A 15,075-nucleotide genomic window follows, 5' to 3' on the forward strand; every position below is an offset into this window, starting at 1 on the left:
AAGTCGAATGAGGAAGTAAATCGGTTGCAAAATAATTAAATGCATTAAAAATTGTTATACATTATCTTTTTCCAATTCCCTTATTCTACGATAAATTGCCGCCTGACTGATTCCTGTAATTGCACATAACTCCTTTACAGTTTTATCGGTAGTTTTACTTAATTCAATGGCATGATTCATAACTTGATGCTTATCAGTATATTTTTAACCATTCCGCGATATTTCCCCTTTGCTTGGCTAATTTAATTCCTGAACGCTGCTTCTCCTTAATCATTTCTCGATCTAGTTCATTAAAGGCTACCATTACCGTTAAAAGAGCTTTACCAGTTTGTGGTCATTCCCAAGTTTAAAATAACAAAGTGTATGTCTCTTTTCGAAGTTGTTCAACTAATTGCAGTAGCTGAACAGTATTTCGACCAAAACGACCCATTCGTTTCACAACTACCGTATCATTAGAAGCTATCTTGGAAAGAAGTTCTTCTAATAGTGGCTTTTGTTTAGAAACGCCACTTATTTTTTCCTTTACAAGTTCATCTACTCCATATTTTGTAAGTTGATCAATCTAGCTATCTAGATTTTGATCTTGTGTACTTACCCGAGCTAACCAAAGATCATTTTTATCCCTCTTTTAATCTATAATTTTGATAAGTGTTATTGAGAGTCTTTTAAGCTACAAATATCAATGAGCCAAATTCCTGCCCTTCGTGACTTTCATGAAAATAAGCGTTATTCAATATTAACCGTATATTTATTACATCTTACTCATGAGTTAACAGATACAGCAACATTTATCATTGCCTTGATTAAATTAGTCAGTCTATATGGATAAAACGCATAGTGGTATACTTACAATAGTGTTGGACTATTTTCAAAATATTAAAACACTATTAAAACTAGAGGAGTGACATGAATGGCTATTGAAGTTTATTTGAATTTTAAAGGGAATTGTCGGGAAGCTGTAGAGTATTATGCGCAGGTATTTAAAACAGAAGAACCAAAAATAATGACATTTGGTGAAATGCCGCCAAATGAAGAGTATCCATTGCCTGAAGAAGCTAAAAACCTTATTATGCACACACGTTTAAACATGTGTGGTAGCGTCGTCATGTTTTCTGATACATTCCCTGGTATGCCCTTCGTTGAAGGAAATAACATTAGCCTAGCAATAGTCAGTGAGGATCTGGACGAAATCAAATCACTGTTTGATCAACTGAAAACAGGCGGAACTGTAGGCATGGATTTACAGGAAACGTTCTGGAGTAAATGTTACGGCAGTGTGAAAGATAAGTTTGGAATCGAATGGCAGTTTAATTATGGCAATGGTGGCATGTAAATACCTCCTATCTAATAATTAAATACAAAAATCCAAATAGAAACCCCGTTGAATAATGTTCAACGGGGTTTCAACTCATTTCTAAATTCTGTTATGGTCTGCTTTCCAAGAAACAATTGCTTTCTTTATATCATCTGGGGACAGGTTTTCATTGACTGCACGTTCACAAAGAGTTGGAAACTCTTGTTCACCGGCAAAACGTAAGGCAATAATTTGACCGTTACTTAGATTTGAATCTAATAATTTACCTGTTAACACAAAATGGCGCAGGTTTTCTTCTGCTCGAATTGTTCGATCTTGGTTTTTTAATGGGCTCATTCTTACCAGAATTGCGACAATTATAATACACACAACCATAAGTAACAATAGAATAGATTGCAAGATGTTTTCCCCTGCATTAAATGAGCGGACCACATTAATGATCGACAAGACCAAAGTCGCAACTATTAATAACGACAATACATAATGATAAAGCGGGTCTACTTTTACATGTGTTTTGTAATTTTGATTTTCCATCAGTATCTCCTTCATAATCATTAATTCTTATTCCCATTTAAATGTATAACTAGCCATGATGAAAGCTCCAACTAACCAACAGCCTAATATTAGAGCATCCGCACCAAGTTCCATAAACGAAGTCCCAACATTCATCGTCTCCCGTAATGCATGGCTTAAATGAGAGATCGGTAAAACGTTAACAATCGGCTGAAGAAATTCTGGCATTTCGCGAATTGGGAAAAATACGCCTCCTAAAAACAACATGGGAAAGGATAAAAATCCTGCAATCGGTCCGGCACTTTCAGGTGTTTTAGCCACCCCTGCAATGATGAAGCCTATCGCCATAAAAGCAAGTGTCCCTAAAATAACGAATGTTATTAAACTAAGCCAAGACCCGTTTACTTGGGTTCCGTAAATAAGGTGAGCCACTCCTAATACGATAAGTGCTTGCATGCCGTTCAGCAGTAATCTCGCTGTAATTTGAGCAGCGATAAAAGTGGATGCTTTTAACGTGGTACCTTGCATTCTTCGCAAAATCCCGCGCTCTCTCCATGCGGCAATCTGACCTGCTACGCCATTCATGTTGTTGCTCATAATCATCATGGCCAGAATTCCTGGCACCAAGAAATCAATATACTTTAAGTCTAAGGCTTCAATACCACTTGCATGGGTCACAATGACTGGCGAGTACTTTGCTTTTTCCTTACTAATCCCATCCACGACACTATTGACAATAGTTAAACCTATTTGCGAAACCGCGACATCGGTTTCGTTGTAATATAATGGTAGCTCAAACGGCGTTGTGTTTGAAGCTGCCTTCATTTTTTTCTCATACCCTTGAGGTATCACAACAACGAGTTGAAGATTTCCATTTTTTACTTGTTCAAGTGCTTTATCTTTATTGTGGATAATTTCAAGGTTAACTGTTTCAATCTTACCCATCGTATTTGAGAATTCTTTTGAAAGTGGTGTTTTGTCCTGATCCACTACACCGATCGAGACTGAAACTCCATTGCCGTCTCCTAAAAAAGAACCAAGCATAACCATTAGAAAAATAGGGAATGCAAGCGTCCAGAAAAGAACTTGGCGATTGCGAAAAAATATTCGTAATTGTGATAACGTTAATTGCAAATAAGCTTTCATTCTTCTCTCAGACTCCTTCCTGTCATATGGATAAAGACATCTTCCAACGTTGAAGTTCTGGTCTGAAGATTGATCAATTGGATCTGTTTTTCAGATGTAAATTGAATCAAGTTAATCAAGGTCTTTTGCAGATTATCGGTATAAAGTACATAGGTATCCTTATGCTTCCCAACTTGCTTCACCCCATCGAGCGTTTCAAGCTCTTCTGTCAGGAAATTCCCTTCATACTGAAATTCTACTGCACTATCAGACTCTAAACCTTTTATGAGTCCTGAAGGAGTATCTAAAGCAATCAGATTCCCTTTATCCATAATGGCAATCCGATCACAAAGAACTTGCGCTTCATCCATGTAATGGGTGGTTAAAACAGTGGTCTTTCCTTTTTCTTTTAATTTCAATACGATATCCCAGAGCGTCCTTCTTGCCTGAGGATCAAGTCCAGTTGTCGGTTCATCCAAAAATAGAATCCAAGGATCATGTACAAGGGCAAGCGCAATTGCTAGTCGTTGTTTTTGCCCACCCGATAGAGTCTTGATACGACTCTTTGTTTTCTCTGTTAATACCATATCCTCTATCAACTCAGGAATCGAGACGTTTTTTTGATAAAAACTTGCATACAACCTCAAAATTTCTTCAACGGTAAGTAATTCAAACAATGTGGTTGATTGTAGCTGGATCCCGATGACTTCTTTCACTTTTAACAAGTCTTTTGCAATATCAAATCCTCCGATAATCGCTGTTCCCCCATCAGTTTTTCGAAGCCCAACCATCATTTCTAAAGTGGTCGATTTTCCTGCACCATTGGGTCCGAGAAGTCCGAAAATTTCCCCTTTTTTAACGGAAAAATCAATAGCATTAACAGCTGTAAAACTTCCATATTTCTTCACTAATTTGTTTACTTCGATCATCGTTTCCGTCTGATTTTGCATTGTTCACACCCCCATCGAGTTCGTATCCAATTTTGAATTTTGCTCATAAAATGCAAGATTCCCTCTCAACAGAACGTTCGTTCGTTGTTGGGGTGTTTTCAAGTGGATTCCTCCTTGATAACTGATTGATGATTCATCATAGATTCCTCACTTTCTGAAACATTGACGACTTATTTCACACTGATAAAAGCACAGCAATCGCTGTGCTTTTATCAATTTATATGCATTTAATGACTCAGTAATTCAATCAATTATTAAACCGATACTGCAACTTGCGCATGCCCCTTTTTATAGAAGAAGAGGAATGCTCCCATCGTTAAGATAGCAAAACCAATCAAGAAGAAGGACAGTACGAAGACATTTGCCAATAAGAAACTAGTATCCCCTTATGAAATGATGGACTTAAAGCCTGCATTAGAATACGTCAATGGCAAGAATCGGCTAAGTGCTTGTAAATTCACTGGTAACATAGGAATCGGTAAGTCAGAACCCGTTGTAGATAATTGCAATACCAGTAAGGCCAGGGCTACAAATCGCCCAACGTTACCTCCAACTGTTACTAAAAAGAACGCAATGGCCATGAAAGTCAAACTTGTAAAAACGGAAAATAATATAAAGGAAGGCATTCTTGCTACTTGAAGATGCAAGAATATTAATTGGTATATTCTGAATAAAGAGATGAAAATCCTGCATTATTTAGTTTCTAGCAAAAATAATTATTTTTCACATTAATCTAGCACTATAGTGATGAACATAAAAAAACCCTTTGAACTATTTTAAAGTTCAAAGGGGTAATGTCAATATGTCAAACTTGCTGCAACAAGCAATCCTACAACGATAGAAATCGAAAACAAACTGAATCCAATAGCTAAATTGCCATTTTCCACTTCTTTCGCCAAGTCAGTTTTTGGCGTGAGCCCATATTCCACAATCCAGTATGCGATTACTTGAGTCGCAATACCCACCAGACCCCAGATAAAGGCGTCAAGCAAATTCACGCTCCCAGCCCAGACGGTATAGATGACAATGCCCAGACCGATTGCTTTCCCCCACAATTTTAAAGCCACTGCAATATTGCCTTCTTTAATCAATTTTAATTCAGAAAACTTTGTGGTAAAAGCAAAAACAGTAAGCCCCAAAAGCATGAGCAAGACGCCAACTCCAAAGTGTGCTAAAAAGTTTCCAACAGTTTCTCCTGTAATATATTCCATCATCGTTATCATCCCTTCAATCTATCTTCTATGCCAATCGGTAAAAAATATGATAAGTTATTCGTTATTGCTCCACCTGCACGTATACCAATTGCTCCCGCTTGATCATTCAGCAAAAAGCAGCCATACATCAAATGGACCTGTTTTCTGCCAGAAGTCGTCTGGACCTCTGTTTCTGGCAATGGATAAAAAGCTTGATAGACTGGTAAATTATCGACGTAAGTTTTCTGGGGCTCTTCGTCAATGGTTTCGCCAGCTCCGTTGAATATCTCTACCGTATCGCCTTCACGTCCAAAAGAGGGCTTTCGGACATAGGGCATATTCATTTTTAAGAATTCATCAGGTTCCAAATAAGTTGGTAAAAAGTATTGCTCAATCACTTGATGTTCTTCAGCGGTGAAATACTGGTCATCCTCATGTAAGCCCCATATAAGTGCCTGGACTGCCTTTGATTGCAATAAAAAAGCAGAAGGAGGATTGATGACCATCACTTTTTTCTCAATAATGAGTTTGATCAGTTCCTGCCCAATGTTCTCGTCGGTCGTTGGGTCTTTGTCATTCACTAAATGTTCGACCGGGTACGTTTGTCGGTATAAAATATCGATCCGTTCCCCACTTGGCGTAAAAAGGCCAGAATCCGTGATAACCCCATTCACCTCCAAAGGTTCCGTCAGTACTTGAAGCTGGTCCAGACTAACGTATTCTGATGGCAAATCAAGGTGCTCCTGTAAGAAACGTGTTGTCCATAGATCTTCTATATTGTCACCATGGGAAGTGAAGACGATCTTAGGCGTACCAGGACGGTCTAAATGCTTCCAGGAAGCGGCAACAGCTTTCCTCATTTCTTTACGTAACAAGTCCACGCATGATTTATTCGGATTTTCAACTCCATAGTAATTACATACATACTCGTTCGCCTGAAAAGCTTCCTTGATAAACGTCGGGGTATCGGAATTGAATTCCATCAGTTTGATTCCAGAATGTGAAACTACAAAATCAAGACGGCCAATAATGGTTTCTTGGGGAATTGTTTTCAAGCGACAATATGCTAGAGCTTCACTCGGAAAACCAAGTTGTATGAGCGTATTATCATCTAGTTCCCTTAATAGAGGAACCGCTTTTCTGAATATTGCCCCAACTCGTTCCGCCGCAGTTCTGATTTCTTGTAATTCAGCATGTGAGTGTTTCCGAATATCCAATAAAGCATATTCTACTTCGTATAAGTCCGGGAAAAAGTAAGGAACTTGTTCATATACTTTTTGTCTATCCAAATGAAATAGTGGGTCACTCACCCGCCAAATCCTCCTTTGGAGCCACTGCCGATTCCTGATTTATAGCCACTTGTACTGCTTTGTGTGTTTTTGTAGTTATTGAAGTTAGTCGAATAATGTGGTGATTTTCTTAACGCAGATTTGTTACTGAACATGTTGCCGAAAAGATAATATGCACCAAAATGTGAGGATCTGCTATCGTCACAATAGTAGGTTGCTTCGTTTTCATCCCATTCCCAGTCATCGCAATCGTACTCAGTAGGTTCTGGTGGCAATGAGGAATTAGATTCGTATTCATCTTGGCCACAACCGGTCATCCCTAAGGCCATAACCGACGTCGCTACGCCTGCCATCAATTTTTTTGTCTTATTCATTTATTGAGTCCCTCCATTTTATATCCGGTCTCCATTAGGTAAAGAACATAGACACGACGATCTTCATCGATTTCCGCGGAATCTTTTTCCCACTCTTGACCATTTATATAGTGGTAAACGGAACCGATTCGGGAAAGAATGTCGATGTGGTGTTCGAACTCCAGCGTTTGCAGGAGTGGATAGTTTTCTCTTTCATTAAATCTACGCATTTCCAATTTCAACGTATTGTTAAGATTGAATTCTTCTTTGTCCTTTTCGCCTTCTTTGTGCTTTTCTACATAAATTACATGCCATTCGCCTTCTATAGCAGATGATGTCTGCTTATAGACTGTTCCTTCTTTCACATAAAAATCGCATTCTCTGCGCGCAAGAACTTGATGTAAATCTATCACTTCATAGTGAAATAAAGGTTTATATGAACTTGTACGGTCATATAAACGGTATTCAAGTGACGTATTCACTTTTTCATCCATCCTTTCACAAACCTATGAATACATATACGAATCTCATCTTCATTGGTTTCATTAAAACAAAAGTCGTCAGCTTCCATTGTATAACAGGAAAAAAGAAAAAAGCGAAATCCTTGAAAAAAAGGAGTTCGCTTACTTTATAAGCAATCAATCAATTACATACACTCAAGCCATAATTTCTGGTTTTCTTTGTTCTAAAACCGGTTCTTTGTAAGAGATTTCCTCACCAGTTTCAATATCAATAAACGAACTCGTTTCATTGAACCAGCGGTCTGGTGCTTCGTGTCCCCAAAATGTCTGACGAAGTGGATCATTCAAATCCCAGCGTTTCGGTTTCAAGTCTGGGTCGGTAGTTAAGTAATCACCAGTGTAGAGTTCAATACGATGGCCATCCGGATCTCTCAAGTATAGGAAGAAGGCATTTGATAAGCCATGACGTCCTGGACCGCGTTCAATGGATTGTGCATAGCCCATACTGGCAAGAACGTCACAACAATCAAGAATGCTGATTCGGTCTGTCAGAGAGTATGCAAAATGATGAAGTTTTGGTCCTGGACCACTCATGAATGCATGGTCATGAACGGTTGGCTTGCGGTAAAGCCACGCAGCCCACAAGTCGCCATTTTCAGTTTCCGTATATTCTGAACAGGAGAAGCCTAAGTGGTCAACGTAGAAATCATAAGCTCTTTGAACGTCAGGCACTGCGCAATTAACGTGGTCAATCCGCTGAATTTTCGCTCCGCGGTATAAGTCATAGCGTTGGAGCATGCGATCGGTTGTCTTCATTTCCGCAAAAAACTCCAATGGAATTCCAGAGTTATCATGCACACGAAGTGTTCTTCCGATCGCATGCTGCGTTCCGGAAGGCAGCCATTTTGTTTTCAATCCTTTGGATGTAAAGAGCTTTTCGATTTCGTCAAGATCCTGTTCTTTCGCCACCTTGTAACTGAGTACTTCCACCATTGCTTTTTCTGCTTGTTTTAATAAAAGACTATGATGAGCATGTTCTTCGAGACCTCTTAAGTAAATATGTTGGTCATCACTTTCTGTTTCAATCATGCCTAAACCATTGACGTAAAACTCACGGGAAGCATGTAAATTGGTTACATGAAGAACTGTCCTCGCGATTCGAATGATAGAAAAATCCATTGTGGTCACCCCCCTCTGCCGTTATTTTCCGAATTGTTGAATATGATGATCGGTTATGGAAACATGAATAATTTTTTGCTCGGTATAAAATTCGAAACCGTAATGTCCGCCTTCACGACCGATTCCCGAATACTTCGAGCCTCCAAATGGAGTTCTTAAATCACGCACATTTTGAGCGTTCACCCATAACATGCCAGCTTCCACTTTATGCGCTACACGGTGACCACGTTTGATGTCATTTGTCCATACATATCCTGCCAGCCCGTAATTGATTTCGTTAGCCAGTTTAATAGCTTCTTCCTCATCCTTAAATGTCATGACCGTCAGTACCGGCCCGAAAATTTCTTCCTGGGCGATGCGCATATGATTTTCTGCATTTAACAGTAGAGTCGGTGCAACAAAATTCCCTTTCGCCATTTCTTCAGGGATATCTGCCGTAATGACTTCCGCGCCTTCTTCTTTGGCAATATCCAAGTAGCTTTTCACTTTTTGATAATGACCTTTATCGATTAAGGGCCCCACTTCTGTGTCGGCTTCTAGTGGATCACCCATCTTGATTTTTGCTACACGTTTTTTCAGCGCTTCAATAAATTCATCTTTTATGGATTCCTGCACAAACAAGCGGGAGTTCGCGGTACATCTTTCCCCATTAAAGGAATAAATCCCCCAGACGCATGCATCCATTGCCCGCTCGAATTCAGCGTCGTCAAAGACGATAATCGGTGACTTCCCACCTAGTTCCATCGAACAGCTTTTCAAAGTATCAGCACTATTTTTAATAATAGTCGAGCCGGTTTTTGTCTCCCCTGTAAATGAAATCAGTTGAACTTCAGGATGCTTAACGAGCGCATCCCCCGCTGTCTCTCCATAGCCATGAACCACGTTGAAGACACCTTTTGGCAGGTCTGCTTTATGAATGATTTCAGCTAACAAGTTCGCCGACAGTGGCGACAGTTCTGCTGGCTTCAACACAACCGTGTTGCCGGTTGCCAGTGCTGGAGCCACTTTCCATGTTTCCAGCATAAATGGTGCATTCCACGGAGTGATTAACCCTGCTACACCAACAGGCGTGTTGATTGTATAATTGATAAATTCATCGTCCACTTGATAGGCATCGCCGACGAGGCGGCTTTCCACCATGCGTGCATAAAACCGGAAGTTTTCCGAAGCACGGCCAACCATTTTTTTGGTCTGGCTGATTGGAAGTCCCGTATCGAGCGCTTCCAAGTAAGCAATTCTCTCTACTTCTTCATCAATCAAGTCCGCTATCCGATAAATGTATTCCATTCTTTTTGTAAGTTTCATCGTCTTCCAAGGACCATGGTCAAAGGCATCACGTGCAGCAGCTACTGCTTTATAAATGTCTTCTGCTTGTCCTTCAGCAACTTCGTTGATTTGTTCATTTGTAAAAGGATTCATATTGATTATCGTATTGCCACTAGTAGCAGAAGTGAATTCCCCATTGATATAGAGTAGGATATTGTCTTGCGTTTCATGTTTAAACGCCACTTTTTCTCGTGAAGATACCATACTTATCACCTATATTCTTAAGTTTGTAGTGATCATCAACTAAGTTATTAGTTTACAGCCGCTTCCTTTGGAAGTTTCCCAAGGTCGACGAGTGTTTCGCGAACTTCTCTTTTTAGAGCCTCTGAAGGGAATCCTAAAGGCAGTCGAAGTTTCGGATTGATTTTCCCCATCATGCCAAGCGCTACTTTTGCAGGTCCTGGGTTGGTATCTTTAAACAACACATCGTTTAATGGCATTAATTCGAAGTGCAAATCCTGACATCTTGCTACGTCGCCCGCTTCCCATGCATTGTATAATTCGGCCACTTTGACCGGTTCAACGTTCGCTGTTGCGCTGATGAATCCGGCCCCACCAATTGCAAGCATCGGATAGCACAGCAGTTCGATTCCTGAATACAAAAGGAAGTCTCTGCCGCAGTTCAGCAATACACGGTTGACATGCTCGAAGTCTTTATTCGCTTCTTTTACACCGACGATATTCGGACAATCTTCCACTAAACGTTTCATCGTGCTTACTTCCATATTGACTGCAGAACGACCCGGGATATTGTAAATGATAATCGGTGTTGTCACTGAATCAGCGACTGTTTTAAAATGCTGGTAAAGGGCTTCCTGATTTGGCCTGTTGTAATAAGGCACAATTACCATCGCAGCATCAGCACCGATTTCTTCAGCGTACTTTGTCAATTCCATTGTTTCGTCATGGTTTGTCGACCCTGTTCCAGGCGCGAAAAAGACACGGCCGTCTATAGTTTCTTTTGCAAGGGCCATCACTCTTTTTCGTTCAGACATTGTCAAAGAGCTCGGTTCCCCGCTAGTTCCCGTAACGGAAATCCCATGACTGCCACTTTCAATTTGCCAGTTAATTAACTCAATAAATGCTTTTTCATCAATTGCGCCGTCTTCTGTAAACGGGGTAACGACAGGACAAATGGACCCTCTTAATTTTCTTTTCGCTTCTGTGTATGCCAAATTCATCTACTCCTTTAAGGAATTAATGTACGTCAATGTTATTCCTGAAGTTCTTTCAGTTCACGATATTTTCCCTGGCTGTAGAGCAACGGGTCATGTTGTTCCAGTTTGACGCCCGTTACTTGCCCGATAAAAATGGTATGATCGCCAGCTACATATTCGCTATGCAGTTTACACGTCACAACTGCCAGTGAATCCGGAAGAACAGGAAGTCCTTTATATGAAGAGAACGTTATATCATCCTCTAAATTTAACTGACCGGAGAATTGCTTGGACTCATTTACTTGTTTGGTTGTCAGGATATTGACAGCAAATTGTTTTGCTTCTTTGATATGTTGCAGCATTCTAGCTCTTTCACCAATACTGACGGCGATAAGTTTCGGGTTTAATGAAATCGACATGAACGCATTTGCGGTCATGCCATGTACCTCACCAGCGACTTCGGTCGTTATGACTGTGACACCGGTTGCGAAACTTCCCATTGCATTGCGAAACAATCGATCATCCACTTCATGTTCATCGTTGTGCATATTCTAATCTCCCTTCCACTAACTTAACGAGACTATTATTTGATTAAGATAAAATACCCGCTTCTTTTTTCGCTCTGTTCAGGAAGTCTTTCACCATGTTTTTATATGGTTGCTTGTCGAATTGATCGTAATAAGCATTTGACATCCGCACTGGATCTCCGAAGAAATAGTACTCATACAGTGCTTGGCGGTTACCGAAGGCACTGATTGAAATATCCCAAGCTAAGCGGAATAATTGAACTTTTTCCTCACCATTGATGTTGGCACCTTGCGTGTAACGATGAACTAATGTTCCGACATCCGTACTACTGAAGTCTGCTTCTGTTGGCAATGCCATCAAGCCGGATGCGCCAAGAATTTTAATGATTTCATTCATCCGTTGGTACATTTTCGGGTACCAGTTACGGGCTGCGTTCAACGGTTCAAAGTCAGGTGTCATATTGCCATATTGATCGATTTTGGCGTTGTGTTCGGCGCGGTATAGGTGAGAACGCATCACTTCCAAAATGACCATGATTTCGCTCGCTTTTTCTTTTACATGCATGAACTGATCAATTCCGATTGCTTCCATCATGTTGACGACCACACCTAGAATGAACTCTGTTTTCACCGTGTTTTTGGCGATGACTTGATGCGTCATATGTATGACCGCATTCGTTTCCGTATACGTACGATTACAGATGTTTGTACTTTCGCTTACAAATACTCTTTCCCATGGAACAAACACGTCTTCAAACGAGATAATCGCATCACTTTCGTCAAAACGGGCACCGAGCGGATGATCCCATTTGCTCTTCCCATAGTCGAATGACTCACGAGACAAGAATTTCAGCCCTGCCGTATTATTTGGAATAGCGAATGCGAAAGCATACGGATCGTCCGTCGTTCCTGGAGTCCGATTGATAGTGGAAGGGAAAACGACCAGTTCGTCAGTGATACCACCTAAAGTGGCCAACAGGCGGCAACCGTTCACGATAATTCCGTCTGGAGTCTTTTTGGTTATACGTGCGGATAGTGTAGGATCTTTTTGATCCGATTGAGTCAATGTCGATCGGTTCACTTGTGGATGGATTAATGTATGAGTTAAGCTGATGTCATTTTCACGTGCATATTCATAATAGTCTCTGGCATTTTTGGCAAATTGCTTACTGCCGCCACCTTCTTGTGCGAAGAATTCACTGGCAGTACCAAAAGCCATAATGCTTGTATTTAAATAGTCTGGAGAACGTCCCATCATGCCGCCGGAAAAACCAGCCCATTCGGAATGCATTTCACGTCTTCTAAATAAATCTTCTTTGGTTTTCGGTGCAATAAAGGAAAGCCCAACTTTTTTGCCTGAAGTCGGTGAAGTATAAAGCATCTTCTCTGGCTTCTCATGTTGCAGATCATATAGTCCAGCTACACTTTCCACAACGTTTTTAAAGGCAGGGTGTGTCGTGACGTCTTCCACTTTCTCCCCGTGAATCCACACTTCAGTGTTCCGTTTTTTTATGCCTTCGATATATTCTTTTCCTGTACGAGCGCCCATTTAATTCCCTCCTATTTCGGTTCTATCTATACTGACTTTGATAGTAATTTTTATTTTCAGATTTTCGCATCTAAAACGATGCATAAATCAGAGCATAGTCTTCTATTTAAATCGTGCATGGATATTATTTTGCTTATATGTGCCGGCCTCACTGAATTCGATCAGTTCCATCGACAATGCCAAGTAACGTTTGGACATGAGTTCCGAAAAATGATTTTTCAATACGGCAAATAATGCATCGCAAGCTTCTTTTTTAACTTCTGCCGAACGTCCTGCTCCTATTTTCAACACGGCATGGACAAAAGCATCGTCTTCAGCCCCGTCAGCAACCCGGTAATCTTTTAATACAATTGCCCTTGAACGGATGCCCCCTATAGGGAAAACGGAGTCCCGTGAAATGAGGACTTTATGAACTTCTTCAAATAGCAGCGCGATATTCGCCTCATTTTTGATATTATCCGTATATTCCACTGTAAAATGCGGCATGCGGTTTCCTCCTGTTCACGTTACCGGTTCGAGAACGCTTCATCCCCGATAATGGTATTGACCAATCGTCCGATTCCTTCAATTTCTGTCACGACTTCATCACCGACAGCAGTATCGACGGACCCTTTAGGAGTGCCTGTAAGAATGACATCATTCTCACTCAATGTCATGAAGCTGCTTAAATATTCTATGAGCGTCGGAATATCAAAAATCATATCCGCTGTCGTTCCTTCTTGAACAAGCTTGTTATTGACATGGGTAGTCAACTTAAGTTCCATCGGATTGGCCACATCATTCGCATCGATGAGCCAAGGACCAAATGGTGTACACGTATCGCGGTTTTTGACACGCAAATTCGGACGGTAATAGTTTTCAAGATAATCTCGAATCGCATAATCATTTGCTACACTGTAACCTTTGACATACTGATAAGCCTCTTCTTTTTTTACATTGCGAGCAGTCTTTCCGATAATGACGGCCAACTCACATTCATAATGCATGTACGTGACGTCAGAAGGGCGACGGGTATATGCATTATGGCCGATAAACGTATTCGGTCCCTTCAGAAAAACCAATGGTTCTGATGGTGCATCAAATGCCAGTTCGGCTGCGTGATCCGCGTAGTTAAGCCCTAAAGCAAATACGGTACGCGGGACGATTGGCGTCAACCATACAACATCACGTTCTTCTACAATCCGTCCGTCATCAAGCTTCAGGCGGCCTTCCCATTCAATCGCTTTGTGGATTGCGCCTTCACAGGATATCCGTGCTGTTCTCATTGCGACCACCTCCGGTTGAAAGATTCTTCGTCAACCAGTTCATTTTCTAGTTTGCCGACACCCTCTATCTCAATCCGGACTTTATCTCCGACTATTGCAAGTGGCGCATCTTCTGGTACCCCTACGAGCAATACGTCTCCTGGACTCAATGTCATAAATTCAGTCACGTCAGCAAGTAAACGGGCAACGGGGCGAATTAAATTCTTTGTTGAATTTTCCTGTCGCAGTTCATTGTTGATGAACACACGGATGGTTACATCATCCGGATTTTTCATTTCGTCCCTATCAATAACCCATGGTCCGATTGGACAAAATCCATCGCGGCATTTTTGTTGTACAGCTGGACGGAATAGGCTTGTATGCGGAACGCTCACGTCGTTAACGATCGTATAGCCTGCCACATAATCCATTGCTGTTTCTTCCGTTACCGCAACTGCTGTTTTGCCGATGACAATTCCAAGTGAAGCACCCATTTCAAGTTTCGATTCGCTTTTAGGAACTGGTATGCCTGCTCCATATCGATTCAATGTATTTTCAGGTTTAATGTATAAAACAGGAGCAACTGGAGGCGAAAGGTATGGTTTATCATTGACCTTATCACCAAGTCTTTCAAGGCCACCATGAAAGTTCAATAATGTACCATAAACCGTTCCAGTAACGGGGTTGTCCAAGGGTATATCGTTTATACCAAACTCATTACCTTCAAATTCGATTGAATTTGTTTCTGTATTCACAGATACGGAAGATAATTCTCTTGAATCAGTTCTTTTGATCTTTGCATTAAGCATTCGAATCACTCCTTAAGTTATTAAACTAGTTGTTTATCGGTTCAATAACTACAAGTATATAAAATTGAACATGTTTAAGAATGAG

At 40.7% G+C, this 15,075-nt stretch carries 18 protein-coding genes and 1 pseudogene; 1 reads left to right on the plus strand and 18 read right to left on the minus strand.

Going from position 1 to position 15,075, the window contains the following annotated elements:
* Nucleotides 1–54: 54 nt before the first annotated feature.
* The gene (locus MHH33_RS09640) at nucleotides 55–180 is read right to left on the minus strand and encodes a winged helix-turn-helix transcriptional regulator (RefSeq protein ID WP_342541597.1); all 126 of its coding nucleotides are present in this window, start codon (nucleotides 178–180) and stop codon (nucleotides 55–57) included.
* 13 nt (nucleotides 181–193) lie between these two features.
* Nucleotides 194–562, minus strand: a pseudogene (locus tag MHH33_RS09645) (recombinase family protein).
* Between the two features lie 348 nt (nucleotides 563–910).
* Between MHH33_RS09645 and MHH33_RS09650 the strand changes: the two are divergent.
* A complete protein-coding gene (locus tag MHH33_RS09650; RefSeq protein ID WP_016427242.1) occupies nucleotides 911–1,333 on the plus strand; it encodes a VOC family protein in 423 nt (140 codons plus the stop codon).
* 81 nt (nucleotides 1,334–1,414) lie between these two features.
* Here the strand turns inward: MHH33_RS09650 and MHH33_RS09655 are convergent, their stop codons facing one another.
* From MHH33_RS09655 to MHH33_RS09730, 16 genes are all read right to left on the minus strand, one after another.
* Nucleotides 1,415–1,849: a DUF6526 family protein gene (locus MHH33_RS09655; protein WP_342541598.1), complete on the minus strand. Its 435-nt coding sequence runs from the start codon at nucleotides 1,847–1,849 to the stop codon at nucleotides 1,415–1,417.
* Nucleotides 1,850–1,876: 27 nt separating this feature from the next.
* Nucleotides 1,877–2,974, minus strand: coding sequence for an ABC transporter permease (locus MHH33_RS09660; RefSeq protein WP_342541599.1), 1,098 nt, complete (start codon nucleotides 2,972–2,974; stop codon nucleotides 1,877–1,879).
* Entirely contained in the window at nucleotides 2,971–3,903 is a 933-nt protein-coding gene (locus MHH33_RS09665; protein WP_342541600.1) for an ABC transporter ATP-binding protein, read from the minus strand. Before MHH33_RS09665 ends, MHH33_RS09660 begins: the two co-directional genes overlap by 4 nt.
* A 386-nt stretch (nucleotides 3,904–4,289) precedes the next feature.
* Complete coding sequence (locus MHH33_RS09670) at nucleotides 4,290–4,529, minus strand: hypothetical protein (RefSeq protein WP_342541601.1); 240 nt, start codon at nucleotides 4,527–4,529, stop codon at nucleotides 4,290–4,292.
* Between the two features lie 171 nt (nucleotides 4,530–4,700).
* Nucleotides 4,701–5,117, minus strand: coding sequence for a DUF350 domain-containing protein (locus MHH33_RS09675; RefSeq protein ID WP_196930495.1), 417 nt, complete (start codon nucleotides 5,115–5,117; stop codon nucleotides 4,701–4,703).
* Between the two features lie 5 nt (nucleotides 5,118–5,122).
* The gene (locus MHH33_RS09680) at nucleotides 5,123–6,406 is read right to left on the minus strand and encodes a glutathionylspermidine synthase family protein (protein WP_342541602.1); all 1,284 of its coding nucleotides are present in this window, start codon (nucleotides 6,404–6,406) and stop codon (nucleotides 5,123–5,125) included.
* On the minus strand, nucleotides 6,403–6,759 hold the full coding sequence (locus MHH33_RS09685; protein WP_342541603.1) for a hypothetical protein: 357 nt from the start codon (nucleotides 6,757–6,759) through the stop codon (nucleotides 6,403–6,405). Before MHH33_RS09685 ends, MHH33_RS09680 begins: the two co-directional genes overlap by 4 nt.
* Nucleotides 6,756–7,232 carry a hypothetical protein gene (locus MHH33_RS09690; RefSeq protein WP_342541604.1) on the minus strand — a complete coding sequence of 159 codons (477 nt, stop codon included), beginning with the start codon at nucleotides 7,230–7,232 and terminating at the stop codon, nucleotides 6,756–6,758. The genes MHH33_RS09685 and MHH33_RS09690 overlap by 4 nt, the downstream gene beginning before the upstream one ends.
* A gap of 162 nt (nucleotides 7,233–7,394) precedes the next feature.
* Nucleotides 7,395–8,378, minus strand: coding sequence for a 3,4-dihydroxyphenylacetate 2,3-dioxygenase (gene hpaD, locus MHH33_RS09695; RefSeq protein ID WP_342541605.1), 984 nt, complete (start codon nucleotides 8,376–8,378; stop codon nucleotides 7,395–7,397).
* A 21-nt stretch (nucleotides 8,379–8,399) separates the two neighbouring features.
* Complete coding sequence (hpaE, locus tag MHH33_RS09700; protein WP_342541606.1) at nucleotides 8,400–9,908, minus strand: 5-carboxymethyl-2-hydroxymuconate semialdehyde dehydrogenase; 1,509 nt, start codon at nucleotides 9,906–9,908, stop codon at nucleotides 8,400–8,402.
* 47 nt (nucleotides 9,909–9,955) lie between these two features.
* The gene (hpaI, locus tag MHH33_RS09705; RefSeq protein ID WP_342541607.1) at nucleotides 9,956–10,879 is read right to left on the minus strand and encodes a 2,4-dihydroxyhept-2-ene-1,7-dioic acid aldolase; all 924 of its coding nucleotides are present in this window, start codon (nucleotides 10,877–10,879) and stop codon (nucleotides 9,956–9,958) included.
* A gap of 38 nt (nucleotides 10,880–10,917) precedes the next feature.
* Nucleotides 10,918–11,388, minus strand: a complete 471-nt coding sequence (locus tag MHH33_RS09710) for a flavin reductase family protein (RefSeq protein ID WP_342543757.1) — start codon at nucleotides 11,386–11,388, stop codon at nucleotides 10,918–10,920.
* A gap of 64 nt (nucleotides 11,389–11,452) precedes the next feature.
* Nucleotides 11,453–12,937: a 4-hydroxyphenylacetate 3-monooxygenase, oxygenase component gene (gene hpaB, locus MHH33_RS09715; protein WP_342541608.1), complete on the minus strand. Its 1,485-nt coding sequence runs from the start codon at nucleotides 12,935–12,937 to the stop codon at nucleotides 11,453–11,455.
* A gap of 102 nt (nucleotides 12,938–13,039) precedes the next feature.
* Nucleotides 13,040–13,423: a 5-carboxymethyl-2-hydroxymuconate Delta-isomerase gene (locus tag MHH33_RS09720; RefSeq protein WP_342541609.1), complete on the minus strand. Its 384-nt coding sequence runs from the start codon at nucleotides 13,421–13,423 to the stop codon at nucleotides 13,040–13,042.
* Nucleotides 13,424–13,443: 20 nt separating this feature from the next.
* Complete coding sequence (locus tag MHH33_RS09725) at nucleotides 13,444–14,202, minus strand: fumarylacetoacetate hydrolase family protein (protein WP_016427256.1); 759 nt, start codon at nucleotides 14,200–14,202, stop codon at nucleotides 13,444–13,446.
* Nucleotides 14,199–14,990, minus strand: a complete 792-nt coding sequence (locus MHH33_RS09730; RefSeq protein ID WP_342541610.1) for a fumarylacetoacetate hydrolase family protein — start codon at nucleotides 14,988–14,990, stop codon at nucleotides 14,199–14,201. Before MHH33_RS09730 ends, MHH33_RS09725 begins: the two co-directional genes overlap by 4 nt.
* Between the last annotated feature and the right edge of the window lie 85 nt (nucleotides 14,991–15,075).

Origin of the sequence: Paenisporosarcina sp. FSL H8-0542, assembly GCF_038632915.1 — a bacterium.
Taxonomy (GTDB): domain Bacteria; phylum Bacillota; class Bacilli; order Bacillales_A; family Planococcaceae; genus Paenisporosarcina.